This window comes from Nonomuraea sp. NPDC005650 (assembly GCF_040605375.1).
Lineage (GTDB): Bacteria > Actinomycetota > Actinomycetes > Streptosporangiales > Streptosporangiaceae > Nonomuraea.
On sequence record NZ_JBEXCR010000036.1, the window covers coordinates 14,810 to 41,497 of the forward strand.

Below are 26,688 nucleotides of genomic sequence, written 5' to 3' on the forward strand. Positions count from 1 at the left end.
GAGGGTTACAGGTCATGGCGATCGCCGGCTCCGGACGACACGAGTTCTACCCCGTGGGGTTGTATACCCTGCACGTCGGCGACGTCCTCATGACCACCCTCCTGGCCGTCCTCATCCTCACCATCCGCCGGCTCCGCCATGTGAGGGTCGGGTCGGCGTCAAGCATCCAGCGGTTCGTCCAGGACTTCGAGCCAGCCGTTGACCATCCGCACCTTCTTGCCGAGCGCCTGCGAGATGGCGGCCTGCCATCGGGGATCGTGGTCGCGATGGGTGCGGATCTCCTTGAACGGGGCTCGACCGCGCAGCCCTGCGGGATCGAGGTCGTCCGGAAGTCTCAACAACGACAGCTTGGTGAGTGCCGGGAGGTCGGCTATGCCGCCGAGGTCTTCCAACGCGGGGCTGCCCCACAGGGTCAGCTGGCGCAGCGACGGGAGGTCGTGGCCGGTTCCCGGCGTGCGCAGCCCGCCGCATCCGTCCAACCACAGATCGGACAGCGCGGGCAGGCCGCCGAGCCCGTCGAGGTTGTCCAGGATGTCGCAGTAGCGGATGGTGAGCTCGTTCAGCGATTCCGAGCTGGGGAGTGAGGAGGCGTCGGTGACAGGCTGCCCGGAGAGGAGGAGCTTACGCAGCGCGGGCACGGCGGACAGGGGCGAGAGATCGTGCACCTCGGGGCTGTCGACGATTGAGATCCACCGGAGCGATGGCAGTTGTTCGACGCCTTTGAGCGAGGCGAGGCCGGTGCACCCGGAGATCACCAGCCCTTCCAGCCCGGTGAGGCCGGTGATCCCTCGTAGGTCGGTCACCTTGTCGCAGCCCGTCAGGCTGAGGCGGGTGATCCCGGGAAGCGTGCCGAGGCCCCGCAGGGACGTGAGCCGGGCGCATCCCTCGATCTTCAGGGTGGTCAAGGCCGGTTTGTCACCGAGCCCTTCGAGGTCTTCCAGACGGACGCATCGGGAGACATTCAGCTCGGTGAGAGCGGTGAGTTCCGTGAGGTCGGCGAGATGACTGATGCCGGTCCTGGACAGATCGAGCCTTTCGAGGCTGGCGAGCGCCTTGAGCGGGGCGAGGTCAATGACCGCGCGGCAGCCGCCCAGGTTGAGTGTGGTCAGCTCGGTGAGGCGGGCGATCGGGGCCAGGTCGGAGATCTCAGGGCATTGGTCGAGATCGAGATGGACGAGGTTGCCGAGGGTGGCGAGTTCGTCCAGGACCGTGATGTCCTTGCGGCGCGAGATCCGCAGGCGGCGGAGCGTCGTCAGGTGGCCCAAGCCCTCTAAGGTGTGTTTCCTGCCGAGGTCGAGCTCGGTGCGGTGCTCGCGGGCGAAGGCGGGAGCGAGGAGGAGTCGAGCGAATTCGCCGCGGTCGGTAACGGCCGGCCACAGTTTGAGCAGTCTGTCCGTCGGCGGTTCCGCTATCACGGCGAAGTCGGCGGCGAGTTCGGTCGCGGCGGTGGTGCCGATGCCGTAATCCATGACGACCAGCTCACGTATCGCCCGCCAGGCGCGGGACGGTGAGGGCGGCTTCTCTTCGCTCAGCAGACTGCGGAGTGCGGCCAGTTGAGGTGATTCGCCGGTTCGGGATGTCATGGCGATCACGATATCCTGTACCGCTTCAAAGCTCAGACACATGGTTTGAGCTGGCGTTTCTTTGGATCAGCTAGGCGGCTCTGTAGTACTCGTTGATCACACCGCCGAGCATTCTTCGACGCTTGATCCGACCTTCCATCGCCAGGACAACCCGTCCGTCATGATCAGGTGGGCGTTGCTGGCGGGACTGGTGCGGTCGATGCCTGTTGTAACTGCGCCATGAGGCGCCTTGTTGTATCCCCAACTCAGTTGGGAGGGACTCGGAGGGAGGTCTCTGGGCCTGATGGCTGACCCGGATCCGAAAGGTGATCGGGGACCACAGCATGCCAGAAAATCGGCGGTCGCGTTCAAGTGCCAGAAGCGATGCGTCGAGGGGCCCGCGTGACACGGCGAAAGCTGGATTGCCTGAACCCTAATCTCCAGATGACGAAAGGGCACGTCCGCCGGAAATGGCATTTGCAACCGGCGCCAGACCCTGCATCGGCATCACTACAAGGTCGATGCATCCTCCGGGGTGTGGAGCGATTCCCAATGAGGGAATTCAAGGAGATGAATGGGGCGCCTAAATCACGCTCGATACGTGCAACAAGGATGAACATGGGATCACCTAAGGGGCGCGAGCCCTAAGGTTCGACGGAGACCTCGTAGTAGTCGCAGGGGTAACGACCTGCCAAGGGGGACGGGAATGCCGTCCACAGGGCGAAGGAGGTCAGGTGATGGACATTCGGAGACCGGAAGGTATGCGCAATGCAGAACGCCGAAACGGTGCTGAATGTCTTGCGTGAACGCGGTAGGCGTGGCCTGCCGTGCGATGAGCTGTACCGTCAACTGTTCAACCCGCAGCTATATCTGCTGGCCTACGGACGTCTGTACTCCAACCAGGGAGCCATGACGCCTGGGGTCGACGGGGAAACCGTGGACGGCCTGTCCGAGGCCAAGATCGGTCGCATCATCGGTGCGCTGCGCCATGAGCGCTACCGGTTCCGGCCGGCAAAGCGAGTCTACATTCCCAAGAAGAATGGGAAGAAAAGACCGCTCGGACTACCATCCTGGTCGGACAAACTCGTCGGCGAAGTGATCCGCCTACTATTGGAGGCGTATTACGAGCCGCATTTTTCCGACCGGTCCCATGGTTTCCGTTCCGGCCGGGGATGCCATACCGCACTCAGCGAGGTGGCAGAAACCTGGACCGGCACGACCTGGTTCATCGAGTTGGACATCGCCGACTGCTTCGGAAGCCTGGACCATCAAGTCCTGCTCTCGCTGCTGGCGGAGAAAATCCACGATAACCGGTTCCTCCGGCTCATCAAACAGATGCTGCAAGCCGGATACCTGGAGGACTGGGCATGGAATGCAACGCTCAGCGGCGCGCCACAAGGCGGTGTCGTATCGCCCATCCTCTCCAATATCTATTTGGACCGGTTGGACAAGTTCGTCGAAACAACTCTTATACCAGAACACACCCGGGGAAAACGCAGAGCACACAACCGTGCCTACACACAGGTCGCGCGTGAGATGGCACGGGCCCGCCGCCGCGGTGACCGCGCCGCCCTGCGCCAGCTGCGCAAGCAGCAGCGTTGTCTGCCCAGCGGGGATCCTGACGATCCCGGCTACCGGCGGCTGCGCTACTGCCGCTACGCAGACGACCAGATCCTCGGGTTCACCGGCCCCAAAGCCGAGGCCGAGCAGATCAAAGCCCGCCTCACCCAGTTCCTGCGCGATGAACTCCGACTGGAACTGTCCGCGGACAAAACCCTGATCACGCACGCCCGAACAGGCGCAGCGCGCTTCCTCGGCTACGACGTCACCGTCCAGCACGCCGATCGCAAAACCACCCGTGGTAAGCGGTCGATCAACGGCGGTATCGCGTTGAAAGTGCCCACGGCGGTGATCAAGGCCAAGACCAGCCCCTACCTCAAAGGCGGTAAACCCGCGCACCGGTCCCAACTGGTGAACGAGAATGACCACACCATCGTCAACACCTTCGGGGCCGAATACCGAGGTCTGGTCAACTACTACTTGCTGGCCGGCGATGTTTACAAACTGAGCCGGGTGCGGTGGGTCATGGAAACCGCACTGCTGAAAACGCTGGCCTGCAATCACGCCTCGACGGTGTCGAAGATGGCGGCCCGCTACAAGGCCAAGATCGATACACCCGACGGGACCCGTACCTGCTTTGAGGCCCGTGTTGAACGCGACGGCAGGAAACCTCTGGTCGCACGGTTCGGTGGACAGCCACTGAAAAAGAAAAGAAACGCGGTACTGGTGGACCGCAAACCGGTCCCGGGCATCATCCGGCATAAGGAACTAATCAACCGGCTCCTGACCGGACGATGCGAATCCTGCGATCATCAAGGCGAGGCGCAAGTACACCAGGTCCGGAAAATCGCAGACCTCACCAAACCGGGAAGGCCACAGCCCCCATGGATGGAAACCATGGCAAAACGGCGACGAAAAACCCTCATCGTATGCGCCACCTGCCACGACACCATCCATGGACGACACCCCACCGCGACAACCACGCAGTAATCACTGGAGAGCCCGTTGCTCGGAAACGGGCACGGCGGGTTCGGGAGGGGGCCGTCCGGAAAAGGACCAGTACGCTGGCACCTCGCCGGACGGCCTACCTCGCTGGTCGGTGTACTCGTTCAGGACTGATCGAAGGTGCCGCTCGTTGTAGATCAGCATGCGGTCGGTGCATTCGGCTCGTACGGTGCGGACCCAGCGTTCGGCGTAGCAGTTGGCTCGAGAGCTGCACGAGCGAGGTTTCGGCAGGCGTGATGGTCAGGGCAGTCGAACGACTTGGGCTGCGTACGACAAGCCGGCTCCGAAACCGAGCAGAAGGGCCCGGGATCCCGGGTGGAGCCGGCCCTCTCGATGAAGAGCTGTGAGCGCTTGTGGAATGGAGGCACCTGAGGTGTTGCCGTGGTCGGTGATGGTCGCGGCGACGATGACGTCGTCACGCAGATCGAGGCGGTGGATCAGTTCCTGGGTGATGCGGAGGTTGGCCTGGTGAGGGACGAATACATCAATGTCGGTGAGAGTCAGACCAGCGGCGGCTGTGGCCTGACATGCGATCTCCGGCACGGTGTTGAGCACCCATTGGAACAGGCTCGTGCCCTGCATGCGTAGGGTGTGAACCAGGGCTGCGGCCTGCTCGCCGCGGGCGGACGGCCACGGGTCGGCCTGTTGCACGACCTGGCGCAGGCTCCCCTGGGAGCCCCAGACTACTGGGCCGATGCCGTCGTCGGCGCAGGGCCCCACGACCGCGGCTCCGGCGCCGTCGGCGAACAGGGGGGCGAGCTGATGGTCGTCAGGATCTGTGATGTCGGTCATCCGCTCGGCTCCGATGACCAGCACGTACTGGGCGGTTCTGCTTCGCACCAATGAGTCCGCCAGTGCGATGCCGCTGCAAAAGCCCGCGCAGGCAGTGTTGATGTCGAAGGCTTGGGTGCCATTCGCCCCCAGGAGGTGGGCTATTTCGGGTGCTACGGCTGGGGTCTGACGAAGGCTGCTGATCGTGGCGACGATTATGCAGTCGATGCTCGCGGCGGGGATGGCGGCGGCGGCTATTGCCTCTTCCGCCGCTGCGGTGCCCATCATCGCGACACTTTCCTTGTCGTTGGCCCAGCGCCGCTCCTGAATGCCGGTACGGCGGGTGATCCACTCCTCGGTCGTCCCCAGCCGGTCGGCGATCTCGCGATTGGGGACGATCCGGACGGGCCGGTAGGTTCCCAGTCCAAGGAGCGTACTGCCCAGCGTTGTCACCGGGCCTCGGTCGCATCTGACACGAGGCCGACGAGTTCGGCGATCGTCGTCGCGGTGTTCAGTTCGTTCTCGTCCAGTGTGGTTTGGAACTCGCGGTTGATATCGAGGATGAGTGTGACCACGTCCAGCGAGTCCAGCCCTACCTCCTCGAGCGTGGACGCGGCGTCGCAGGCGCTCGAGGGCGCTTCGGCGCGTCCGGCCAGCATGGTCATGACCCGCTCAGACACCTCGTTCATCGTCAGCTCCTTACGGTTGCCGTGACCTTGGTGTCTACCACCCATCAGCACTGTTCGCAGTATTGCTGTAACGCTAGGTAGTTGTATCGGTCGCGTCTGCCTCGGGGAAGAATCGAACCGGAACTCGCAGTTTGGCCTCCTTTGCGGTGCAGCAGGTCCGACAAGTCGATGACTGACCGTCAGCCCAAGCGGCGAGCCGATAGTCGCCAGGCGGCGCCCCTCTGTCGCAATTGGTAATTGCATGATTACTTAAAGTGCTAATATGGATGTGCTCTGATCTTTTCGCCGGCAGGCGCTTGCCCGGCTGGATTAATCAACCGAGCCCGATACAGGCCCCATGCCGCAGCCACGATGAGGTGCTCATGGCCTTCGCCTCCGTTCCCCTGACCGCGCTGGACGACTTCATTATGCGAGGCGCCGATCAGAGGAACGCGCAGCTGCACGTCGGCGTCCTGCTGACGGTTCCGGGCCGACCGCCGACACCGGCGGTGCTGCGTGACTACGTCGGCGGCCGCGTTGAACGCGTCCCCGCTCTGGGCTACCGGCTCGACGACGACCGGTCGTGCTGGCGGCCCGACTCCGGCTTTGACCCCGGGTCTCATGTCGACGCGCACCGGGTGGAACCCGGTGCCGACCTTCCGATGGCCGCGCTGGATCTGCCCTCGCTGGATCCAGGGCGACCGCAGTGGAGCCTGACCGTCCTGCACGGCTATTCGCCGAATGAGTACACGCTCTGTTACCGCGCCCACCATATGTTCCAGGACGGATTGTCCATAGCCCATGCCGTGGAGGCCCTGTTCGGTCGTCGGCGGATGCCCGCGCCTGTGCCCCCTTCCGCCGCCGACTTTCACGTCTCACGGGTCGCCGCACCGTCCACGCCCCTCGTCGGCGCACTACCGCGATCCCTCACGGACTGGGGTCTGCCCATGCGGCGCACCGCCAACTGGACCCCCAATAAGCAACCTGGCACCGGGCGCTTCATCGTCCATGCCGTCGACTTGGACACCGCTCGGCTCGCTGCCACGGCACTCGCCGTGAGAGCCAGCGTCAACCAGGTCTGTCTGGCCGCGCTCAGCGGCGCACTACGCCAGTGGACCCCTCACGACTGGCAGGACCCGCTCGATCGCCGCAACCGGCGCGGCCTGGGAGTCATCCTGCCCCTCAACCTACGCCCGGCGACTCAGGTGAATGCTCTGGGCAATTGGGTTGGCCTGTTGCCGATCACTCTCCCCTGCCACGAGCCGTCGGCCATGCGGCGACTGCATCATGTCCTCGGCGAGATCCATCCGGCACGCACCCTTCGTCACCGCCTGCGCGGCCAGAAGGCCATCCGTCATCTGCCCCACGTGCTCACGCGACGCCTGGCAGTCCGCTGCACGGACCCGGCGTACCTCGCCACCGCTATCACCACCATTCGCATCAGCACTGGTCTGACTGTTGTAGGGGCGCCCGTAGGCTCCCTGAGATTCGTTCCTCCCATCGGAAAACAACATCGTCTGATCGCCGCCATTCTCCAGCACGGCTCCATGGCCACCGCCACCCTGATAGCCGACGCCGCCCTGCTGCGCGACCCGCTAACCGATCCCGCCCGCCTGGGCGGTCTCTGGCAGGAAGCCATCGCCGAGCTGCATACCTTGACCACCATGGTGGAGACGACGACGCGACGCCCTTGAAGCAGGCTGTAGCCGGCAAGTGAGTATGTCGATGACGTTCAGCAACGCCTGTCGGTGAGTTCCAGCAACGACGGGGTGGGGTGGGCGTCTGGAATGTCGGTGAGTTTCAGCAACACCGCCGGGGCGGCGGGAGCACCGACGAAAGTGCTGCTGACGCGCCGACGGAACGGGCGGCATCATGACTACGATGCCGCCCGTTCTGTCTTGTCAATCGTCGCGGCGGCTGGGCAGCTCCGGGCGTGGGTCCGCAGGTGGAAGACAGCCCAGGCACAAGCGGCCCGCGCCTCTACACCTGCTTCGATCCCGAGACACGCGGCGGCGAGCCCTCCGCCCTGTCGTGGGGAGAGCCAGTACTGTCCATCTGCCTCCAGACCGGGAAGATCAACGGGCACAGCGTGGCGAGCAGATACACACCGCCAACTGTCAGCAGCGTGCAGGGCAGGCCAGCCGAATCCACGAGGAAGCCCGCAGCCAGTCCGCCCATCGGAGTGACCAGCTGGACCGAGGCCGTCGTCGCACTCAACACGCGGCTGCGCAGTTCCTCCGGCACCGTCTCATACGTCACTGTGGCCATGATGGGGTTGAGTACACCGAAGGCGAGACCCTCAGCCGCCATGATCACGGCCAGCGGCGCGAAGGTGTCGGTGAAGGCGGCGACCACGAAGCGCGGCAGGCCCCCGATGAGAAAGGCGATCGCGAACACTGGCCACCGCCGAAAGCGGCTGCCCACCGCCCCAAAGACCAGCGCCCCCGCGAGTGCACACACCCCGAACGCCGCGTTCAACAGACCGAGATCGATGGAACCATCAAGCTCCACACGGGCATCCACGGGGAGGAGCACGGCGCTCCATGCTTGGTCGAGGCCCCTGGTGACCAGCGTCATCAGGCACAGAGCCAGCAGCAACGGAGTGGCTGCCAGGAAGCGATAGCCTTCCGCGAGTTCACGACGGTAGGCACGCAACGATGTCGGTTCGACCCGCCGCTGGGCTTGTGCCTCGGGCAGGCCGCGCACCCCGAACGCGAACAGCGGCGCGGAGACAGCGAAGGTCGCGGCATCCACCCACAGGACGTTCTCGGCTCCGAGTACGGCGATCAGCACACCTCCGAGAGCCGATCCAGTCAGCGCCGCACAGCGTGCCGCACCGTCGTACAACCCGGCAGCCCTGGTCAGCGGCATTCCGGCGCGTTCGGCGAGCGTGGGCAACAGCACGCTGCGCGCAGTTTCACCCGGCGAACGGAACAGCCCTGTCACCGCCATGAGCACGCACAGCATCCAGAAACGCAGGACGCCGGCGAACTGCAGCAGCGGGATCGCCGCAACTGCGACTCCGCAGGCGAGATCCGAGGCGACACTCATCCTCCGTCGCCCGATCCGGTCGATGACCGGACCGGTGACGAGCGCAGCGAGTACCGCGGGCAGCAGTGTGCAGAACGCGACGATCCCGGCCTTGGCGGCGCTGCCCGTGCTCTGCAGCACGAACCACGGCACGCCCATGTATGTGAGGCAATTCCCAGTGATCGAAAGGAGGTTGGCGGCAAGAACCGTTGTCAGAGGACGGCGATCAACCGTCCCAAAGTCTTCGGGCACTACGGTGGTCTCCCATGAGGGGAAGCGCCCACCGCGAACGAAGCAGGTCAGCCGGTGGGCGAAGCGAAGTGGTCAGCGTCTGGCGCGCACAGCGAGGCGCACCGCGATGCGGTGTTCACAAGCAGCGCCTCCAACACTTCGCCGGGATGGCCACCCGGCACCTCCATGCATTGTCACCTCGGACACCCCTCCTCCGCAACGATGGTCCGTTCGCAACGGGCAGCTCGCACAGGGAGTCGTCCGAGATGCGCAGATGAAGGCCGTCGGTGCCCCCTGCGGTCAGGTATCGGCTGACCGCCCGGCCTTGCTCTGGGTGTGGGCGAGTCGGTAGGAGTCGGTGCCGGTCTCGATGATGGTGCCGTTGAAGGTGAGCCGGTCGACGATCGCGGTGCAGAGCCTGGGATCGGTGAAGGTCTTCGTCCAGCCATTTGGGGGTGGCACATGTTCCCGACAGAGGATCTCGGCTGCTAGCTGGGGTTTCTGGGTTCTTTCTGGTTTCCCTGATTCGTGAGGCGTGAGAGGCGTATGTTAGGTGCTGCCTTCATTCTTCCGGTGTGAGGAAGGTGTGCCGGTGGCGCGGTCTCGTTTGCGGGTGCTGGAGGGCGGGGCGCTCCCGCCCGGGCCGTTGGTCAGCGATCCGATGGAGTATCAGGCGCAGTGCGTCGAGGCGTTCGTGGCCTCGTGGGCCGCTCGCGGGTTCAGCCCGGTGACCATCGAGAACGACACCGGGCTGCTGGAGCGGACGTTGGCCGCTCTCGGTCGTCCAGCTTGGGAGGTCACTCCCGAGGACATCGACCGGGTGGTCGGCGACCTGGTGGTAGCCGGTCGCGCCGCCTCGACGCGGCGCGAGTATGTGCAGATCTTCAAGGGCTTTCACCGGTTTCTGCAGGTGCGTAAGGCCGCTGAGATCGAAGCCGCGTTCGGGGTGCGGCTGGTCTGCCCGGTGGATGAGTTCAACGCCTCCCGGCATGTCGGCGACGACTCACCGGCCGAGCTGCCGCCGCCGACGCCGGAGCGGGTCAACGGCTTCTTCGACTTCCTCAAGGACCGCATCGCCACCGCCCGCAAGTACGGCCCGGCGGCGCGGGATTATGCGCTGTTTCGCACCCTGTATCACGCCGGGTTGCGCTCGGAGGAGGCCGCGCTGCTGGATCGGCCGGATGTGCACTTCAACCGGGGCCCCTTCGGGAAGTTGCATGTCCGTTTCGGCAAGGGCGCCCGCACCTCCGGGCCGCGGCCCCGATGGGTGCCGATGCTGGACGGGCTGGATCTGCTGCTGCGCTGGTTCCTCAATGACGTGCGTGGCCGCTTCCCCGACTCGCCGGTGCTGTTCGCCGATGAGTCCGGCGGGGCGCTGCATCGCGGCACCATCCGGAACCGGCTGCGCTATCTCATGCAGTTGGAGGGGCGGCCGCAGAGCGAGTGGTTCAGCCCGCATGCGTTGCGCCGGGCGTGTGCCACCCACAACTATGAGCGCGGCGTGGACCTGGTGGCCATCCAGCAACTACTCGGGCATTGGACGGTGAGCTCGACGATGCGCTATGTCCGGCCGTCGGCCACCTTCATCGAAGACGCCTATCGCCGGGCGGTGACCAGCGCCCTGGGCGAGCTGACCGGACAGGGAGACCCGACCGCATGAAGATCCGGTGGAAACTGCGGATGGCCGCCGCGCAGCGTGAGGTGTGGACCGGCGCCCAACTGCGGCGGCTGCTGGCCGACAAGGCCGGGCTGGAGCTGTCGGCGGCCTCGGTCTCGGCGCTGCTGACCAAGGAACCCACGCAGGTCAAGCTGTCCACTCTGGTCGCGTTGTGCACGGCGCTGGAGTGCAGCCCCAATGATCTGTTCGAGGTGGACACCACCCCCGTCGAGCAGCCCGCCCGCCCGCCGCAGCCGGCGACCGAGCCCAAGGCCGCCACCAGCGGCGGCCGTTCTATGCCGCCACTGTGACCTGAGCGGGAGGACGGCGATGGGTCAACGGCAACGCGACTGTGTGAATTGCGGCGGCCCGGTCGGCATCATCGGCCGCCTGCACTGCTGCCGCTGCTTCAGGCGGCTCAACGAAGCGGCCGCCAAGGCGTCCTGCCCGGGCTGCGGTAAGCAACGGGTGCTGCAGGCCGACACCGGCCGGTGCATCACGTGCTCACGCGTCTGCACCGAGTGCGGGCATCCCGTCCGCTCGCCGGAGGCGACGCTGTGCCGGGACTGCACCCGCAAGGCTCGGCAGCGGGCGGCGCAGCAACCGTGCCCGCGCTGCGGCCGCCCGGGCTATCTGCGCCAATCCACCGGCTGGTGCGGGACCTGTTCACGTCCTCGCCAGGCGAAGGACCCGCCGCGCGTCTGCGCTGACTGCGGCCAGCTGCGCCCGCATGCCGGACACGGCCTGTGCTCGGCCTGCTGGCAGCGCCGCCCCGAACGGCCCTTCGTCGCCGGCGAGAACCTCATCGCCCGGCTGGCCGACCCGCCGCCCTGGCTCGGCGACCTCATCGGCCACCTGGCCGCCGGTCACTCTCCGGCCCGGGCCTGCGTCCTGATCGGCCAGCTGGGACGGCTGCTGGACGACGAACATCCCAACTATCCCCAAGCCCTGCTGGAGCGGGCTCGCTTGCCCGGCCGCTCGATGGGGCCCTTGGCCCGAGGGCTGGAGATCTTCTTCGTCGAACGCGGTCTGGCGCTGGCCACCGATCACGCCGAACGGCTGGCCTCCGGCCGCCGTCGCCGCCGGATCGCCGCCGTCCCCGAGCCGCTGCGGCCCGCGGCGGAGGCCTTCAACACCTTCCTGCTGCGCTCCCGCGAGCGCGCGCGCCGGGCCGGGACGCTGCCCCGCGCCGACGTCACCCTGGACATCAAGCTGTCCACCCTGCGCGATCTGGCCCAGCACGTCAGCGCACGAGGGAAGCAGGACTGGGCCCTGGTCGACGTGCACGACATCGAGACGTTCCTGGCCGCTCAGCCCAAGAACCGGCCCCGGCGGCTGCAGATCGCCCGCCAGTTCTTCCGCTTCGCCAAGAGCCACAAGATGATCCTGATCGACCCCACCAGCGGACTGTCGGCGAAGGCGGCCAAGGGCTTCATCGGCCAGACCCTCACCCTCGACCAGCAGCGACACCTCTTCCAGAGATGGATCACCGATCCTGCTGTCCACCCGCACGAGGCTCTGCTGGGAATCCTCGCCCTGCTGCACGGCGCCTCCAGCAGCGAGGTCCGCCACCTGCGCCTGGACGACATCGATCCCGCCAACCGCGCCATCCGTCTCGGGCACCGCCCCCACCTCGTGCCCCTGGATCCGGCCAGCTGGAGCACCGTGCAGCGGTGCGCGGCGCACCGCGAGACTCAGCACACCAGTAACCCGCATCTGATGGTCACCAAGGGCACCAAAGCGGGCCGGAGCCCAGCCTCGGTCGCTTATGTCAGCCACGTCCTGGACCCGTCCGGCATCTCCCCGCGGATGCTCCGCTCTACCCGCCTGATCGATCTGGTCAACACCATGGACGCCAAACTCGTCGCCGCAGCCTTCGGGATGAATCCCGAAGGCGTCATGATCTATCTCGCGGACCACATCGACGAAGGCCGTCTGGCGGCGCAACCAGAGCAGGGATGACCATGACACGGATGTCATTGCGCTGGACGCTGGCGGGATCTGGATGGGCCGACTGCACCGTTGCTGACGACCAGGCCGAGGCGGAGGTCACCGCCTCCTATATCACCGCGGCTCCTGAGGAACTCCTGACCGCGACGGCCCGGCTGGTGCTCGGCGAAGAGCAGACACAGGCCCAGTTCGAAGCCGAGCCGACAGCGTTTCGCTGGATCTTCTATCGAGGGGGCAACGACGTCTGGGTGCGACTGCTTCAGTTGCCCGATGGCCGCCGTCACAACAACGCCGGCAGCGAGATCTGGTCCAGCTGGCAAACGATTGACACCCTGGCCCGAGCCGTCATCCGCTGCTTCGACGACGTCGCGCGACGCTATGACGAAAGCGGATACCACGGAAAGTGGGGAGCGCCATTCCCTCGGCTCGAACTCGAAGCCCTCCGGACCGCATGGCGCAACCACACTGCTCTCCCGTCCCAGCCCGAATAGCTGCTCCAACGTGTGAAGTTTCAGCCGAACCACACACATGTTGGCTCGAACATGTGCGCTTTGCCGAAGGACTCGTTGGAGGCGATGGCGATGGCCTTGTTCTCCTCCCGTTCGGTCAGTACCTGGAACATCAACTCGGCGCCATGACGGTCGAGTTCCATGTAGCCCAGCTCATCAATGCACAAAAGATCGACGCGTCCGTAGCGGGCGATGGTCTTGCTCAGCTGCTTCTCATCCGCTGCTTCGACCAGCTCGTTCACGAGCTTGGTCGCCAGGGTGTACTTCACCCGGAAGCCGGCCATCGCGGCCTCGGTTCCCAGCGCGATCAGTAGGTGCGACTTGCCGGTGCCGGAATCGCCGATCAGGCAGAGGGGCTGTGCCTTCTTCACCCACTCGGAGGTGGCCAGGGTGTGGATCACGGCGGGGTCGATGTTGGGGTTGGCGTCGAAGTCGAATTCCCTGACCGACTTCTGCCTCGGGAACGCAGCGGCCTTGATCCGGCGCTCAGAGCGACGCCGGGCCCTGTCGTCGCACTCGGCCAGCAACAGCTCGGCGAGGAAGGTGAGGTAGGACATCTGCTCGCGGGACGCCTGCTCGGCCAGGTCGGGGAACTTCGCGCGGATGGTGGGCAGCCGCAGCATGCGGCAGGCGCCGACCACGGCGGTCTCCGCCGCCTGCTCGCTCATCCGGTGACGGCTGGGAGTACTCACGGCAGCGACTCCTTCGGTGCGACGGGACGACGGTGCAGCAGCTGGTCATAGACGGCCGGCGAGGGCAACGGCCGAAGATCGGGCGGAAGGTGCGCGAGACGGCGCTGCGTCAACGAGGCCACGGAAGAAGGCTCTTGGGGCTGAACCGGGGTGGAGTCATCGTCGGATTCGGCGGCCTTGCGGGCCTCCAGGGCGACGGCGTCTGCGGTCAGTGCTCCCACCCGTAAGGATGCGGCGAGCCCTGCTACCAGGTGCTCGTGCGGGATGCGACGGTGCAATAGCAGCACTTCGATCAGGGCCTTCGTGCCTTCCTTATCCCCGCGGGCCTTGCGGGCAGCGGACCACCACGCGTCGTGGATCGGGGTGAACCGGCCCGCTTGGCGGGCCTGTTCCAGCGCGGTCGCCCCGGGCAGGGCGCCCGGCTTGCGCAGCAGCGTCTCCAGGTAGTGGTCGAGTTCGAGACGCTCGCCGGCCTTGGCGACCAGCCGCTCGTGGCGGGCGATCTCGGTGGCGCCGTCGTAGATGGCCAACTCGTTGGCATGCAGCACGATGCGGACCCTGCGCTCGATGTAGCGGGCCGGCGCCGAGTAAAAACCGGCGCGGGCCCAGACGCGGCTGTGCCGGTCCACCCGGGTCTCGATGACTTGTCCGGCGTCGAACGGCTCGGTGGGCAGCGGCGCCAACAGCGGCTGTTCGATGGCGAAATACTCACCGACCGTACGCGGTCGCATCCGGATCCGGCGGGCCTCGTCCTCCTCGTCCCACCGCTCGACCAGCGTGTTCAGCTCAGCCAGCGAGCCGACCTCCGGGACGGGGACGAAGTGGTTGCGGCGGAAGCGGCCGATGTCACCCTCGACCCCACCCTTCTCGTGGGCGCCGACCAGGCCGGGGCGGCAGTAGAAAGTGTCAACGCCATAGTGCTCACGGAAGGCGAGCCACCGTGCACTCTCCTTGCGTTCCCGGGCGAACCCGATCACCTTGGCGACCGCGGCCTTCAAGTTGTCGTAGCGGACCTTGCCCCGGGGCACCCCGCCCAGCACGCTGAAGGCGTGGACGTGCCCCTCTGAGAACGCCTCCTGCCCGCTGGTGGCGAAGACGCGGTGCACCGCCTTGCCGGAGTACGACAAGCGCAGGCTGAACAGGCTGCAGACCAGAGTCTGCCCGGCCAGGTGAACAGTGACGTCCCCGAAGTCGACCTCGGCTTCCTGCCCCGGATGATGGGACTGCGGCACGAACACCTCCGCGCTGCCGCGTCCGGCTTCGGCCCGGATCTCGCCCCGGCGTACCGCAACATAGGCCCGGACGATGCCGTAGGAGATCCCGTCCGCATGATGCTCATCGACCAGACGATCAAAGACACGCTTGGCGGTGTGCCGCTGCTTGCGCGGGGCGTCCAGGTCCGCCCGCAGCATCTCGTCCACCAGCGACTTGAACGGATCGAGCCGGGTCGCCCGGGGCGGGAGCTTCTTCCGCGGCTGTGGCCACGCGGACTCCAACGCCTTCTGGACCGTGGGGTGTCCCACCCCGTACTTGCGCATTAGAGCACGCTTGCCCAGCCCGGCACGATGGTCACGGCGGATCGCCGCGTACAGATCAGACCTCGACTTCGACGCCATCGGCGGCCTCCAGCGGTATGGAGCAACCTCATGCTCCCACCGCAAGCCCCTGACTGTTGCTGGAACTCATCAACACCGTTCCCCACGAACTCCCGGTGTTGCCCGCGCTGAACGACAACCGTTGCTGGAACTCGCCCACATACTCACGGCAAGTGCTGCGGGCCGCGAGCTGCCAAGTTGACTATGTGATGGCGCCCCTTCGTGACCTGTCGCGTTGTGGCATTCCATGGCGGCTCCGTGCCGGTGGGACTATCGACCGCGGCCGGGAAGTGACGCAGGCCAACCCCTGTCGGTGAGCCCGCCCAGCCAGGGCAGCCATTCGGCCAGTTCGCGAACTGTGTGGAAAACGTTGCCTACCTGCCGGTCCACCAGAGCTTGCCGGGCGAGCCGGCTCACGGCGACACCGGCGACGTGAAGGAATGCTGCGGTGAACTGTCCGCGGTGCGTCTCCTCGGTGGAGAGCAGCCGCATGGTTCGGTCCCGTTCGATGGGATCGCGGCGCCACAGCTCGTACACCGCGTGCCGAAGTGCGCGGTCAGCCGGGCCATCGGAGGTGAATACGGTGTAGAGCGCGTTGGCCAGCATCTCCGGGACGCGACTGCGACTGGCTCTCTCACGTTCGTAGGCGGCCCATGAAGCCGACCTGGCCAGGCACTCTCCGTCCATGAGCGCCAACGTCAGTCCTGCGGCCGTCATGGGATGGAAGTGCCCGACCGCGTCGCCGACCAGGGCGTACGGGCCCTGCGTGTAGCGGAGGCGAGCTTGGAATTGGTTGGCCGCCCAGGTTAACGCGCCTCGGTTCAGTTGGCCCGCCAGCGCGTGGGAGAGGTGGGGAGGAAGCGCCATCGCATAGCGCCGGTCGATGTAGTCGGCCAGGTTCGTGGGGCGAGCGGTGAGCGGAATGTCGACGCACAGCCGGACGGTCCGTTCGTTGAGCCGGTAGGCCAGGATAGGGCCGGGGCCGCCCAGGAAGATGTGTCCGTATCCTTCGTGCGGCAACTGCGCGTCCATGCAGACGCCGACCATACGGGAGAGCCGCTTGGAGCCGGCCGTGCCGGTGAAGGCTTGACGCAGTCGCGAGGAGCGCCCGTCCGCGCCGATGATCGCTTCCGCGCTGACCTGCCCCACCTGCTGTGTTCGGCGATCGGTATAGGTGACCGTGCCATGGTCTACTGCGGTGACGTGCTTGTCTGCGGACAAGGTGATCCGCGGGTGTGCTGCGACCGTCTCGCGCAGGGCCTGGACGAGAGCGGAATGGGCGAAGCTCAGCCCGGTGCCGCCGTGCGCGTAGGGAAGCGTGATGGCCGGGCTTCCATCGTCAGGAAAGACCACGAAACCTGAGCCGGGGACGCACCCTGTCGCCGACAGGTCCACGCCGAGTTGGTGCAGGATCTTCACGCCGGGAGGGTGCAGCCACTCGCCTGCCAACCGTTGTGAGGGGCGCTCGTCGGACTCGATCATCAGGACGCACGCTCCTTGGTGGGCGAGCGCGAGGGCGGTGGCGCACCCGGCGGGACCTGCGCCGACGATGACGATGTCGCCGTGAGGCTTGTTCAGGGCCACTCCGCCACCCCTCCTCAAACACTCTCCGGAGTTGTATGATTACTTATCGTAGTCAGATGGTGGTTCGCTGACCAGACGCTTGCCATCAGGGGGTAGTTGAGCGTGCTTGGGAGTACCGACTCAGTAGCCGTCATGGCCAAGGCCGGCCACGAGAACTTCCCTGTCGCTCTGTGGCTCTTGCCGGCGGACTGCCGCCGTCATCTGCTGGCCTTCTACGGATTCGCCCGACTGGTCGACGATATAGGCGATGACTACGACGGGGACCGGCTCGCGGCCCTGAGCGCACTGGAGCACGATGTCCAAAGAATGTACCTCCACCGGCCTCGCCACCCATTGCTGAAGCCGCTGCAGCAGTCGGTGCGAGAGCTCGGCGTGCCGAAGCGTCTGTTGCTGACCCTGATCGAGGCCAATCGGCAAGACCAGCACGTGACCCGATACGACACCTTCGATGACCTGCTCGGATACTGCAGGCTGTCAGCCAACCCCATCGGTCATCTCGTGCTCCATGCCTTCCAGGCCGCAACCCCCGTGCGGATCGGCTTGGCGGACCGGATCTGCAGCGCCCTCCAGATCATCGAGCATCTCCAAGACGTGGCCGAGGACTACGCACGCGGGCGCGTCTACCTTCCCCAGGAGGACCTGTCCCGGTTCGGGTGCGCAGAAGACGACCTCGCCCGCCCCGCCGCAGGAGGCCGCCTGCGGCACCTGATCGCATTCGAGTGCGAGCGCGCCGACCGGCTCCTCCAAGCGGGGCGTCCGTTGATCAACACCATGCCCAGGCGTAAAGCGGCGGCGATAGCCGGCTACATCGCAGGCGGATACGCCGCGCTTGCCGCCATCCGGCGGGCCGGCTACGACGTCCTGGCCCATCCCACTTCGCCTACGCGGCTCGATCTCGCGCGGGCGTTCATCCACACCTGGAGCCGAAGACGCGAATGACGATCGGCCGAGCGCGTGATCTGACCGCCGCCTACGCCTATTGTGAGCGGACGACGTGGCAGCACGCCCGCAACTTCGCCTACGGAATCCGCCTGCTGCCGTCGCGTAAACGCCAGGCGATGTGCGCGATCTACGCCATGGCCCGGCGTATCGACGATATCGCTGACGGCCCATTGCCGCCGACGCGGAAGCTGGCGCAGCTTGAGCACATCCGTGCTCAGATGGGCCGGTTGGAGACGGAGGACGAGCAGGTTTTGCTCGCGCTGGCCGACGCTGCGGACAGCTTCTCGCTTCCACTGGATGCCTTCGCGGACCTGATCGACGGTGTGGAGATGGACGTCCGCGGCACACGCTATGAGACCTGGCCAGAGCTTGCACTCTACTGCCGCTGCGTCGCCGGAAGCATCGGCAGGCTGTCGGTGGCGGTCTTTGGAGCGCGCGACCGGCCGCTGGCGGACTACCTCGGCGACACCCTCGGTGTCGGCCTACAACTGACGAACGTCGTGCGTGACATCAGGGAGGACGCGCTGATGCACCGCCTTTACCTACCCACCCAAGAGGTGGCCAGGTTCGGCTGTGAGGGTCATCCGCCGGTGGCAACGGCGGCTTTCGCCGACCTGGTGCGCTTCCAGAGCGACCGTGCGCATGCGCTGATTGACGAAGGGCTGAGGCTGCTGCCCATGCTCGGTTACCGGGAGGCCGCCTGTGTGAGTGCCATGACCGGCATCTATCGTGCACTGCTGCGTCGCATCACCCGAGATCCCTTTGCCGTGCTGGAACGCAGAGCGAGCCTGCCCACGACGGCCAAGGCCGGCGTAGCCGTACGGGCGCTGCTAGGGCCGGCGCGAACCATCCCATGCCGGAGGGAGGCTCCATGACCAGGAAGCCGGAACGGGTGCTGGTGGTGGGCGGAGGGCTGGCCGGGATCACCGCTGCACTCGCGCTCGCCGACCATGGCGTCTACGTCGAATTGCTCGAGGCCCGCGCACGGCTGGGAGGAGCGGCGAGCTCCTACCGGCGGAACGGCCTGATGGTTGACAACGGCCAGCATGTCTTCCTGCGCTGTTGCTCGGAGTACCAGCGTCTGCTCGACCGGATCGGCGCCGCCGGCAAGGTCGTGATCCAGCGACGCCTGTCGATCCGGGTGCTGCGTCCCGGAGGCGTTCAGGGAACGCTGTATCGGGACTGGCTGCCGGTTCCCTTGCACCTGGCTCGTGCGCTGGCGCTCTACTGTCACATACCGGCCCGCGAGCGGCTGTCGGCCGCGCGTGCGGTGCTGGCCATACGCCGGCTGGACCTTCGCGACCCGATGGTGGACGGGCGAAGCCTGAAAGAGTGGCTGACCGAACGGGGCCAGTCCGTAGCCGCGATCGAAGGGCTCTGGGAGTTGATCGGCAGAGCGACACTCAACGCCACCGCGGACCAGGCATCGCTCGCACTGGCCGCCAAGGTGTTCAGCACCGGTCTGCTGTCGGCCCCTGACGCGGCCGACATCGGATATGCCCGGGTGCCTTTGGGGGAGATCCACGACGATGCGGCTTCCGCCGCGCTTGCGGAGGCCGGCGTGCGGGTTCGGCGCCGCGCACGCGTGACCGCTCTCGCCCTGGGCGATGGGAGCGTCGAGGTCACCTGCGCCGGAGGTGGCACAGCGGGGGGCGACGCGCTGGTGCTGGCCGTCCCGCATGACGCCGCCGTCAAACTGGTGCCCGCCGCCGCAGTCGTCGACCTGCGGCGGTTCCTCCGGCTGGGTGCCTCCCCCATCGTCAACGTCCATCTGCTCTATGACCGTCCCGTCACGGAGCTGGAGTTCGCCGCTGGAGTCGGCACGCCGGTGCAGTGGATTTTCGACCGGACCGCCGCGGCCGGATGTGGAGGGCAATATCTCGTGGTGTCCCTGTCTGCGGCCGATGACATGGTGGACTGGCGGGTGGCGGACTTTCAGCGGGTGTTCCCCCATGCGGTGAGCGAGCTCCTCCCTGCGGCGGGCCAGGCCCGCTTGGTGGACTTTTTCGTGACCAAGGAGCGGGCGGCCACGTTCCTGCCCGCCCCAGGGACCGGCGCGCTGCGGCCGGGCCCACGAACCAACTCGCCGCGTGTTTTCCTGGCCGGCGCGTGGACCGACACAGGCTGGCCGGCCACCATGGAAAGCGCTGTACGCAGCGGGCGGGCCGCCGCCGAGGCCCTGCTCATGGGCCGCTGATGTCGAGTGACTGAAGGTAACGGCCCAACGCCCAGGTGGGGAAGTAGCTGGCATAGAGCCGGTAGTGCAGCATGGCCGTGCCGAAGAAGACCCCGGTGACCGCCTTCTGCCGCCATGAGCCGTCCTGTTCCTGGTGCTGGTGCAGCCAGCGGACGCCGGTCTGGAGTGCTTCCTTGTCGGGTGCGCCGCAGTCCAGCAAGGCCAGGACGGCCCACGCCGTCATCACGGGCTCGCTGTGCGAAAGGGCCACATAACGCCGTTCGAGGCAACCCGAGTAGTGTTCGCCCCAACCGCCGTCAGGCTGCTGGGCGGCGGACAGCCAGGCGGCCGCTCGCCGTAGCTCGGGAGCGGCGGGTCCGAACCCTGCGGCGCGCAGGCCGCGTACCGCCATGAAGGTGCCATAGATGTGGTGCACGCCCCAGGCCGCGGGGAAGGCGCCGTCAGGTAGTTGGCTGCGGCGCAGGAAGCGCGTGCCGCGAAGGACGGCGTCGCGGATGCGCCGGCGCAGGAGGTCGTCGCCGAAGGGTGTCAGCCGGGTGAGCGCGCACAGTGCCGAGCCGGTGCACTCGATGTAGGAGCCCTCGACCATGCAGTTGGAGTACATCTCGGAAGGGTTGAGCGCCTCCAGCGCCAGCGGTGCCCGCCGGGCCTCATAGGTGCCGAAGCTGCCGTCGGCGTTCTGCCTGGCGAGAATGAACTCGGCCGCCAGCTCCAATCGCTGCGGTGGGATGGGTAGGCCGTATGCCGCGGACTGCACCAGCGCCGCCGCCGCCTCCGCCGTGCAGTCGCTGACCGGCCAGCGGTGCCGGCCCTCGGAGAAGCACCAGCCCCCGATCACCGGGGATCGCCCTTGGGGGACCGGGGCGGGCAACGGCTCCGTCACCTGCGCGTCGAGCAGAAAACCGAGCGCGCTGCCGACTGCGGCCGCGACCTGCGGATGGTTCGTACCGGGCCCGGCCGTCAGGGCCTCCAGCGCGAACGCGGTGTCCCAGGAGTGCGACCGCGCGCCGCAGTAACGGATGCCGTTTCGGGCGTCACGCCAGCGCCAGTACTCCACCCCGGCCAGCCCGTCGGCCAGATGGGGGTCGGCGGGGTTGTGAGAGAAGAGGGCCAGGCAGTTCAGCAGGCCGTTCACCGGTGACAGCCCCTGGTGGCCGCTGGCGCGCTGCTCGTCTCGCACGCGTCGCAGGCACCGGTCCAGCGCTCTGCGGCGGATGCGCGGGGGAACCGTCCGCTCCCAGGCACGGGCGAGGCGGTAGAGGGCGCGTAGTGGGGCGGACGGGGGAACATGCACGTCGGTGGGGCTCAAGGTGTGGCGGTGGGCGGTGGCGTCCGTGGAGGTCTTGCCTTGGTCGCCGTAGAGTTCGGCCCGCAGCAGGACGCCCAGGTCTCCCAGGTCGACGCGGAAGCGGCGGCCGTACAGGTAGGCAATGGCCTGGTAGATGTTGCGGGTGTGGCAATAGAGCCGATCAGGGTGCACGCTGAGCCAGCGGGGGAGCAAGAAGAGTTCCGGAGGAAACGGGTTGACGGCCTCGTAGGTGTACAGGCCCAGCAGCGCCAGCCAGAACCTGCCCCAGGTGGGTATCGCGAGCACACCGCCGGGCTGCAGGCGCAGCCACCGGCGCGCCGGAACGAGAAGGGGGTCGTCGGGGGGCACGCCGAGCAGGCGCAGCGCCACGTAGGCGAGCGCCGTGAAGTACACGTACGGGCCGGATTCCGGGTGCATGGCCCAGCCGCCCTCGATGGTCCGGGTCACGCGATAGTGCAGGATCATCTCGTCGCGTTCGTCGGCCGGGATGGGTGCGCCGACGATATGCCGGACGATGACGTACTGCGACAGGATCATGGTGTTCCACACCATCTCGCCCTCCCAGCAGCCGTCGGCGTGCTGCAGGCCCAGCAGGTGGCGCAGGGCGCGTTCGTGGGCTTCGGCGGTCATGTGGAGGCGACCCGTGTACGGGGAGACGGCTGGCGGGTCCGTTGCAGGTATTCCTCCCATTTGTGCACGGTCAGATCTTGGAACAGGTGCACGGCGGGATTGAGATCGACGATGGGGGCGGCGAAGTTGCGTTCGTAGCCGGATTGCTCGGCCTCGACGGCGGCGCCGTCCTCAAGGAGCAGCGGTCGGACGGAGAAGGCCAGCCCGAGCTTCATCATCGGGCCCATCGCCCAGCGCGGGAAGCGGAACGGGGTCAAGGGGATCTTGAAGGCGTCGAAGTAGAAGATGAAGAAGGCGCGGGTCGTCATCCGGTCGATGGGCAAGAGGAAGCACCAGTGCTTGATGATGCCGCCTGTGTCGGATCGCTGGTACGGATAGTCGAAGCACAGGTCGATCGATGTGGTGTCACCTCTACGCCGGTCCACGAACAGCCCGGACACCCGGCCACCGCCGATCAGGGTGTCGTAGCCGAGGAAGACCTGGTCGCCGCGCATCTCGTGATAAGAGAGCCGGGCGTCCCAGAACGGTCGCTTCTTGCGATGCAGGTAAGCGTGGGTGAAGTCGCAAACATTGTCCACGATCATCGAGTGATGGGCGCGCCAGGTGAAGTCCGCGTCCATCCGCGCCCACGGGCGAGGCCGATCGATCTCGGGAATATCCGGAATGCCGCGTTCGGCAGCGCGCCGTGGATCACCGGGGAAAAGCCAGATGAGGCCGTACCGGCTGCGCACCGGGTAACTGCGTACTCGCACCTCGGGCTCGGCACGTCCGAACAGGTCGTGGGCGTAGTGCACGACGCGGCCGTCGCCGTCGTAGGTCCAGCCGTGATAGGTGCAGGTCAGGTGGCAGTCGTTGACCTCTCCGAGGGAGAGCTTGAGCTGCCGGTGGGCGCAGCGGTTCTCCAGCGCGCGCAGTTGCCCGTCCGAACCCCGGTAGAGGGCGATCGAACGGTTCCAGAACATGACCTCCACGACCTGGCCGGGCCGGACCGCCACGTCGTACTCGACGGCATACCAGTAATCGGGATCCAGGCCGGCGGCGCGTACCTTCTGCCGTTTGTTACGGGCTTCGGCGAAGGTCGGCGGATCGCCCAGGCGATCCGGATACTGTTCGGCTCTCACTGCTCTCCCAAGGCGGCGGTGGTGGACGCGAGGTCTCGGCTGCGATAGCGCACCAGGCACGGTGCTCGTGGGCCGGGGATCATCGTGGAGTAGTCCGCTGGGTTGGGGCTCTGGCCGAGTTCCAGCTCGAAGCGGCGCAACAGCACCGCCCAGATGATCTTCACCTGCTGGTAGGCGAAGGCCAGCCCGATGCAGCGGTGCTTGCCTCCGCCGAAGCCGATCAGAGAGTAGGCGCTCTTTCCTTCCTCCCGCCCGGGTCCGTACCGGCTGGGGTCGTAGCGGTCGGGATCGCGAAACAGGCTGGGCAGGCGGTGGGAGACGCCCGGAGAAAGCATGACGAGCGTGCCCGGGTCCACCCGCCGGCCACCGAGCTCGATCGCCTGCAGGGCTTTGCGCATGAGCAACACGAGGGGAGGATGCAGCCGTTCGGCCTCCCGGACGCAGCGCTCCAGTCGCTCCAGCCGTTGCAGGGCCCGTAGATCGATGGTCGAGTCGTTGCTGAACAGGGTGTCGATCTCTTCGATCAGCGGCGGCAGATGCTCGGGGTGCTCCAGCAGCAGGACCCCGGTCCAGGCCGCCAGCACGGCGCTGGTGTGCTGACCAGCGAAGATCAAGGCAAGAAGCACTCCCGCGATGGTCTCGTCCGGCAGCGGTTCGCCACTGGTGTACCGTGCGCTCATCAGCACCGACAACAGGTCCGCACGCTCCTCGCAGCCTGCGCTGTCGCGGCGGCGCTCGGCTACGATCTGCCCGATGGTGTCCGCGATGCGGCGCCGGGCTCGATCGCGCCGGCGGAAGGCCGGCAGCGGCAGGTACGGATTGATCAGTGCGGCGAGCCGGATGCCCGATTCCAGGTCCTGGTAGAGGCCGGGCAACTCACTTTTCAACCGCTGCCGGAACTCCTCACCGATGAGGCATCGGCTGGCGATCGCGACGGTCAGCTCGTTCAGGGCCTTGCCCAGGTCGGCCTCGCCCTGATGTCCCCAGCCATCGAAGTAGTCCTCCGCTTCCCCGGACATGAGCTCGGCGTATCGGTGGAGGCGGGCGGAGGCCAGAGCGGGCCGGACGAAGCCGAGTTGCTCGTCCATGATGTCGGGCTCGGCGTCATAGGCGATCCCCTCGCCGAAGACCGGAGACATGAAGCGGTAGGCGTGCTTGGGACTGAGCACGACCTCGTCGGCGCGGAAGAAGGTCTCGGCGACGGCGGGACCACAGACGAAGACCACTTCCTGGCCGAGCAGTGTGAAGGAGTAGATGTCGCCGGCCAGTTCCCGGCCCCGCCGCAGGAACGCGACCGGGTCACGGCCGAACTGCCGCGCGTGTCCTATCCACGGCATCCCGCCGGGAAGCCGGGGAGGGCGCGGGTGGGCGGGTGGGTGTGCGCTCATTTCTACCTCAGCAATCCCCTGCGCCGGAAACACGCGTACGCCTCCGCCACCGCCTCCGCGATGCTCGTCGGCCGGTAGCCGAGCTCCTGACGGGCCTTGGTGATGTCAGCCTTTCGTCGCATCCGCAGAAAACGGACGGCGGCCGGTGTGAAGCGCTGCGGCGCGCCGGGACGCAGATGCCGCACCACGGGGTCGGCCATGGTCGCGACCGTGGCCATCAGCGATCCTGGAATGCGCAAGGGACGTGTGGGGGTATTCCCCAGGGTCCGGCTGCACACGCCGAGCAGTTCATCGACGGTGAGGAACTGCGTCGAGAAGATGTAGCGATGACCTGTCCGGCCCTGCCGCATGGCCAGGAGATGGCCCTCGACGAGGTCGCTGACGTTCACGAACTCGAATCCGCCCGGTATGCAGGCGCGCAGCCGGCCACGGGCGAAGTCCAGCAGCGTTCCGCCGAGCCGTGAGGGGCCGAAGTCATACGGGCCGATGATGGCGGTGGATACGGCGATCACCACTTCCAGCCCGGCGATGACCGCCTTGAGGCACTCGTGCTCGGCCAGCGCCTTGGTATGCGAGTAGGGCAGGACACGGCCGAAGGGGTAGAACGGCATCCCTTCGTGGCTCGGGCGGTCCGGGTCGTGCCCCACCGCGCTGAGCGAACCCGTCACGACGACCCGCTGGACGCTCGTCTGCCGTGCGGCCCGCAGGAGATTGGCGGTGCCCAGCACGTTGCAGTCGAACAGTTCCCGTTCCCTGCCCGCTCGCGTGGAGATCTGTGCGGCGCAGTGATAGATCCGCTCGCAGCCGGACACGGCCTTTGCGATCGCGTCCGGGTCACGGAGATCGCCTTCCATCCGCTCGACGGGGAGCCCATCGAGGGCCGGGCTACGGCTGCCGGGCCGCAATAACACCCGGACAGCAAGCTGGTCCGCCAGGAGCCGCCTTACGAGATTCGCTCCTAGATGTCCTGTTCCACCGGTAACCAAGATCATCGCACTTCCCTGGATCCTTCGGCAGGCATCTCCCTAGCAGCATAAATTACCTTCTGCTACTGCACAATTACTCTTAGTCAACCAGTGCCGCGGTCTCTCTTGACCGTGATCTCACTCTATGTAGTAATTACATTACTCATAGTTACTCTGCTGATCGGAGATGAGTGGTGAGCGGGATCGCACTGGCATGGTCAGCCCTCTGCTATGTGGGGTTCGTGGCCGTTTTGTTCTTGGGGACCCGGGCCCTGCCCGGCCGCACAGCCGAGGGCGCACCGCTCGCCGACGGCACGCGACGCCGCTATCGGCTCAACGGGCTGACCCAGCTGATCGTCTTGGTCTCGGCCGCCGCGATTGCCGCCATCGTCCACCCGCAGGCGCTGAGCTTTCCTTACCGGCATTTCCTGCCGCTGGTCGTGGCCGCCAACCTGTTCGCCCTGGCGGCCATCCTGCTGTTGTATCTACGTGGCACGCGCACACGGGGGTACGCGCCGCCAGGCGCCAAAGCCCGCCTGCGCGAAGCCTTCTTGGGCATCGAACTCAACCCCACCATGGCCGGCGTCGATCTGAAGTTCTTCTCCTACCGGCCTTCCCTGCTGGGCCTCTTCCTGGTGAATCTGTCCTTCGCGGCCGCGCAGTTCGAGCGACACGGCACGCTCACCGACCGGATGGTGCTGTACCAGGCGTTCTGGGCGGTGTACCTGATCAACCACTTCCAGTTCGAGCGCGGGATGCTCTACACCTGGGACATCATCGCCGAACGCTTCGGCGGGATGCTCGTGTGGGGCGACTACGTCCTGGTCCCGTTCTTCTACAGCCTGCCCGGCTGGTTCCTGGTGGACACGTTCACACCTCTACCGGCGTGGGCCGCGGTGACGACCACTCTCATGTTCCTTTTCGGATTCTGGCTGTTCCGCGGCGCCAACAGCCAGAAACACCGCGCGAAGAACGATCCCGCGGCACGCATCTGGGGCCGTCCAGCCCGCTTCACGGAGGGTGGACTACTGGTCTCCGGCTTCTGGGGCATCGGCCGCAAACTCAACTACACGGGCGAACTGCTGATGTACATCAGCTGGACCGCCCTGTGCGGATTCGGTTCCCTGATCCCCTATCTGCTGCCCCTGTGGCTGACGGTCCTGCTCGTGCACCGCGCCTGGCGCGACGACCGGCGATGCAGAAGCAAGTACGGGCCGTCATGGGAGTCCTACTGCCGCACCGCCCGATTCCGGATGATCCCCTTTGTCTATTGAGCGGCTATTGAGCCTCTATTGAGCGACGCCGAAGGCGCGGCCCCAGCC

At 66.5% G+C, this 26,688-nt stretch carries 21 protein-coding genes and 1 pseudogene; 10 read left to right on the forward strand and 12 right to left on the reverse strand.

Annotated features, from left to right (window positions below; all coding sequences use genetic code 11):
- Positions 1 to 158 precede the first annotated feature (158 nt).
- Positions 159 to 1,625 carry a leucine-rich repeat domain-containing protein gene (locus tag ABZS69_RS46195; RefSeq protein ID WP_355384648.1) on the reverse strand — a complete coding sequence of 489 codons (1,467 nt, stop codon included), beginning with the start codon at positions 1,623 to 1,625 and terminating at the stop codon, positions 159 to 161.
- Positions 1,626 to 2,330: 705 nt separating this feature from the next.
- Here ABZS69_RS46195 and ABZS69_RS46200 point away from each other — a divergent pair.
- Entirely contained in the window at positions 2,331 to 4,112 is a 1,782-nt protein-coding gene (locus tag ABZS69_RS46200; RefSeq protein ID WP_355384651.1) for a reverse transcriptase domain-containing protein, read from the forward strand.
- Between the two features lie 255 nt (positions 4,113 to 4,367).
- On the opposite strand, the gene ABZS69_RS46205 is transcribed toward ABZS69_RS46200, so the two are convergent.
- Both ABZS69_RS46205 and ABZS69_RS46210 read right to left on the reverse strand, forming a co-directional pair.
- Complete coding sequence (locus ABZS69_RS46205) at positions 4,368 to 5,351, reverse strand: beta-ketoacyl-ACP synthase 3 (RefSeq protein ID WP_355384654.1); 984 nt, start codon at positions 5,349 to 5,351, stop codon at positions 4,368 to 4,370.
- Positions 5,348 to 5,587 carry an acyl carrier protein gene (locus tag ABZS69_RS46210; protein ID WP_355384657.1) on the reverse strand — a complete coding sequence of 80 codons (240 nt, stop codon included), beginning with the start codon at positions 5,585 to 5,587 and terminating at the stop codon, positions 5,348 to 5,350. Before ABZS69_RS46210 ends, ABZS69_RS46205 begins: the two co-directional genes overlap by 4 nt.
- Before the next feature lie 362 nt (positions 5,588 to 5,949).
- On the opposite strand from ABZS69_RS46210, the gene ABZS69_RS46215 reads away from it, so the two are divergent.
- Positions 5,950 to 7,260, forward strand: a complete 1,311-nt coding sequence (locus ABZS69_RS46215; RefSeq protein WP_355384660.1) for a wax ester/triacylglycerol synthase domain-containing protein — start codon at positions 5,950 to 5,952, stop codon at positions 7,258 to 7,260.
- Positions 7,261 to 7,546: 286 nt separating this feature from the next.
- Here the strand turns inward: ABZS69_RS46215 and ABZS69_RS46220 are convergent, their stop codons facing one another.
- Both ABZS69_RS46220 and ABZS69_RS46225 read right to left on the reverse strand, forming a co-directional pair.
- Positions 7,547 to 8,848, reverse strand: a complete 1,302-nt coding sequence (locus tag ABZS69_RS46220; RefSeq protein WP_355384662.1) for an MFS transporter — start codon at positions 8,846 to 8,848, stop codon at positions 7,547 to 7,549.
- Positions 8,849 to 9,127: 279 nt separating this feature from the next.
- Positions 9,128 to 9,277: pseudogene (locus ABZS69_RS46225) on the reverse strand (ATP-binding protein); the annotation flags it as partial.
- A 163-nt stretch (positions 9,278 to 9,440) separates the two neighbouring features.
- Here ABZS69_RS46225 and ABZS69_RS46230 point away from each other — a divergent pair.
- From ABZS69_RS46230 to ABZS69_RS46245, 4 genes are read left to right on the forward strand one after another with little or no spacing between them, the layout of a single operon-like run.
- Complete coding sequence (locus ABZS69_RS46230) at positions 9,441 to 10,487, forward strand: tyrosine-type recombinase/integrase (RefSeq protein ID WP_355384665.1); 1,047 nt, start codon at positions 9,441 to 9,443, stop codon at positions 10,485 to 10,487.
- Positions 10,484 to 10,795 carry a helix-turn-helix transcriptional regulator gene (locus tag ABZS69_RS46235; RefSeq protein WP_355384668.1) on the forward strand — a complete coding sequence of 104 codons (312 nt, stop codon included), beginning with the start codon at positions 10,484 to 10,486 and terminating at the stop codon, positions 10,793 to 10,795. The genes ABZS69_RS46230 and ABZS69_RS46235 overlap by 4 nt, the downstream gene beginning before the upstream one ends.
- A gap of 19 nt (positions 10,796 to 10,814) precedes the next feature.
- The gene (locus ABZS69_RS46240; protein WP_355384671.1) at positions 10,815 to 12,446 is read left to right on the forward strand and encodes an integrase; all 1,632 of its coding nucleotides are present in this window, start codon (positions 10,815 to 10,817) and stop codon (positions 12,444 to 12,446) included.
- An 11-nt stretch (positions 12,447 to 12,457) separates the two neighbouring features.
- Positions 12,458 to 12,925, forward strand: coding sequence for a hypothetical protein (locus tag ABZS69_RS46245; RefSeq protein ID WP_355384674.1), 468 nt, complete (start codon positions 12,458 to 12,460; stop codon positions 12,923 to 12,925).
- Positions 12,926 to 12,945: 20 nt separating this feature from the next.
- On the opposite strand, the gene istB is transcribed toward ABZS69_RS46245, so the two are convergent.
- The 3 genes from istB to ABZS69_RS46260 all read right to left on the reverse strand — a co-directional run bounded on the left by istB (position 12,946) and on the right by ABZS69_RS46260 (position 16,814).
- Positions 12,946 to 13,611 carry an IS21-like element helper ATPase IstB gene (gene istB / locus ABZS69_RS46250; RefSeq protein WP_355384677.1) on the reverse strand — a complete coding sequence of 222 codons (666 nt, stop codon included), beginning with the start codon at positions 13,609 to 13,611 and terminating at the stop codon, positions 12,946 to 12,948.
- A 20-nt stretch (positions 13,612 to 13,631) separates the two neighbouring features.
- Positions 13,632 to 15,251 (reverse strand): IS21 family transposase, encoded by a 1,620-nt coding sequence (gene istA / locus ABZS69_RS46255; RefSeq protein ID WP_355384680.1) that lies wholly within the window; start codon positions 15,249 to 15,251, stop codon positions 13,632 to 13,634.
- 249 nt (positions 15,252 to 15,500) lie between these two features.
- Entirely contained in the window at positions 15,501 to 16,814 is a 1,314-nt protein-coding gene (locus tag ABZS69_RS46260) for an FAD-dependent oxidoreductase (RefSeq protein WP_355384683.1), read from the reverse strand.
- A gap of 132 nt (positions 16,815 to 16,946) precedes the next feature.
- On the opposite strand from ABZS69_RS46260, the gene hpnC reads away from it, so the two are divergent.
- From hpnC to hpnE, 3 genes are read left to right on the forward strand one after another with little or no spacing between them, the layout of a single operon-like run.
- A complete protein-coding gene (gene hpnC / locus ABZS69_RS46265) occupies positions 16,947 to 17,753 on the forward strand; it encodes a squalene synthase HpnC (protein ID WP_355384686.1) in 807 nt (268 codons plus the stop codon).
- A complete protein-coding gene (locus ABZS69_RS46270) occupies positions 17,750 to 18,631 on the forward strand; it encodes a squalene/phytoene synthase family protein (protein WP_355384689.1) in 882 nt (293 codons plus the stop codon). Before hpnC ends, ABZS69_RS46270 begins: the two co-directional genes overlap by 4 nt.
- A complete protein-coding gene (gene hpnE, locus ABZS69_RS46275) occupies positions 18,628 to 19,953 on the forward strand; it encodes a hydroxysqualene dehydroxylase HpnE (protein ID WP_355384692.1) in 1,326 nt (441 codons plus the stop codon). The genes ABZS69_RS46270 and hpnE overlap by 4 nt, the downstream gene beginning before the upstream one ends.
- Here the strand turns inward: hpnE and ABZS69_RS46280 are convergent.
- The 4 genes from ABZS69_RS46280 to ABZS69_RS46295 are packed head-to-tail and all read right to left on the reverse strand — an operon-like array spanning position 19,940 to position 25,393.
- Positions 19,940 to 21,892 carry a prenyltransferase/squalene oxidase repeat-containing protein gene (locus ABZS69_RS46280; protein WP_355384695.1) on the reverse strand — a complete coding sequence of 651 codons (1,953 nt, stop codon included), beginning with the start codon at positions 21,890 to 21,892 and terminating at the stop codon, positions 19,940 to 19,942. The two genes, hpnE and ABZS69_RS46280, sit on opposite strands and share 14 nt — an antisense overlap.
- Complete coding sequence (locus ABZS69_RS46285; protein WP_355384698.1) at positions 21,889 to 23,013, reverse strand: Rieske 2Fe-2S domain-containing protein; 1,125 nt, start codon at positions 23,011 to 23,013, stop codon at positions 21,889 to 21,891. The genes ABZS69_RS46280 and ABZS69_RS46285 overlap by 4 nt, the downstream gene beginning before the upstream one ends.
- Entirely contained in the window at positions 23,010 to 24,434 is a 1,425-nt protein-coding gene (locus ABZS69_RS46290) for a cytochrome P450 (RefSeq protein ID WP_355384701.1), read from the reverse strand. Before ABZS69_RS46290 ends, ABZS69_RS46285 begins: the two co-directional genes overlap by 4 nt.
- The gene (locus ABZS69_RS46295; RefSeq protein ID WP_355384704.1) at positions 24,404 to 25,393 is read right to left on the reverse strand and encodes an NAD-dependent epimerase/dehydratase family protein; all 990 of its coding nucleotides are present in this window, start codon (positions 25,391 to 25,393) and stop codon (positions 24,404 to 24,406) included. Before ABZS69_RS46295 ends, ABZS69_RS46290 begins: the two co-directional genes overlap by 31 nt.
- A 167-nt stretch (positions 25,394 to 25,560) precedes the next feature.
- Here ABZS69_RS46295 and ABZS69_RS46300 point away from each other — a divergent pair, with 167 nt between their 5' ends.
- Positions 25,561 to 26,640: a DUF1295 domain-containing protein gene (locus ABZS69_RS46300; protein ID WP_355384707.1), complete on the forward strand. Its 1,080-nt coding sequence runs from the start codon at positions 25,561 to 25,563 to the stop codon at positions 26,638 to 26,640.
- The last annotated feature ends 48 nt before the right edge of the window (positions 26,641 to 26,688 follow it).

Excerpts from the sequence above, each read along its gene's own strand:
- ABZS69_RS46195 (WP_355384648.1), bottom strand. The coding sequence starts at position 1,625 with ATGTGTCTGAGCTTTGAAGCGGTACAGGATATCGTGATCGCCATGACA.
- ABZS69_RS46200 (WP_355384651.1), top strand. The coding sequence starts at position 2,331 with ATGCAGAACGCCGAAACGGTGCTGAATGTCTTGCGTGAACGCGGTAGG.
- ABZS69_RS46210 (WP_355384657.1), bottom strand. The coding sequence starts at position 5,587 with ATGAACGAGGTGTCTGAGCGGGTCATGACCATGCTGGCCGGACGCGCC.
- ABZS69_RS46215 (WP_355384660.1), top strand. The coding sequence starts at position 5,950 with ATGGCCTTCGCCTCCGTTCCCCTGACCGCGCTGGACGACTTCATTATG.
- ABZS69_RS46235 (WP_355384668.1), top strand. The coding sequence starts at position 10,484 with ATGAAGATCCGGTGGAAACTGCGGATGGCCGCCGCGCAGCGTGAGGTG.
- ABZS69_RS46240 (WP_355384671.1), top strand. The coding sequence starts at position 10,815 with ATGGGTCAACGGCAACGCGACTGTGTGAATTGCGGCGGCCCGGTCGGC.
- ABZS69_RS46245 (WP_355384674.1), top strand. The coding sequence starts at position 12,458 with ATGTCATTGCGCTGGACGCTGGCGGGATCTGGATGGGCCGACTGCACC.
- istB (WP_355384677.1), bottom strand. The coding sequence starts at position 13,611 with ATGAGCGAGCAGGCGGCGGAGACCGCCGTGGTCGGCGCCTGCCGCATG.
- istA (WP_355384680.1), bottom strand. The coding sequence starts at position 15,251 with ATGGCGTCGAAGTCGAGGTCTGATCTGTACGCGGCGATCCGCCGTGAC.
- hpnC (WP_355384686.1), top strand. The coding sequence starts at position 16,947 with ATGGCCAAGGCCGGCCACGAGAACTTCCCTGTCGCTCTGTGGCTCTTG.
- ABZS69_RS46270 (WP_355384689.1), top strand. The coding sequence starts at position 17,750 with ATGACGATCGGCCGAGCGCGTGATCTGACCGCCGCCTACGCCTATTGT.
- hpnE (WP_355384692.1), top strand. The coding sequence starts at position 18,628 with ATGACCAGGAAGCCGGAACGGGTGCTGGTGGTGGGCGGAGGGCTGGCC.
- ABZS69_RS46280 (WP_355384695.1), bottom strand. The coding sequence starts at position 21,892 with ATGACCGCCGAAGCCCACGAACGCGCCCTGCGCCACCTGCTGGGCCTG.
- ABZS69_RS46295 (WP_355384704.1), bottom strand. The coding sequence starts at position 25,393 with ATGATCTTGGTTACCGGTGGAACAGGACATCTAGGAGCGAATCTCGTA.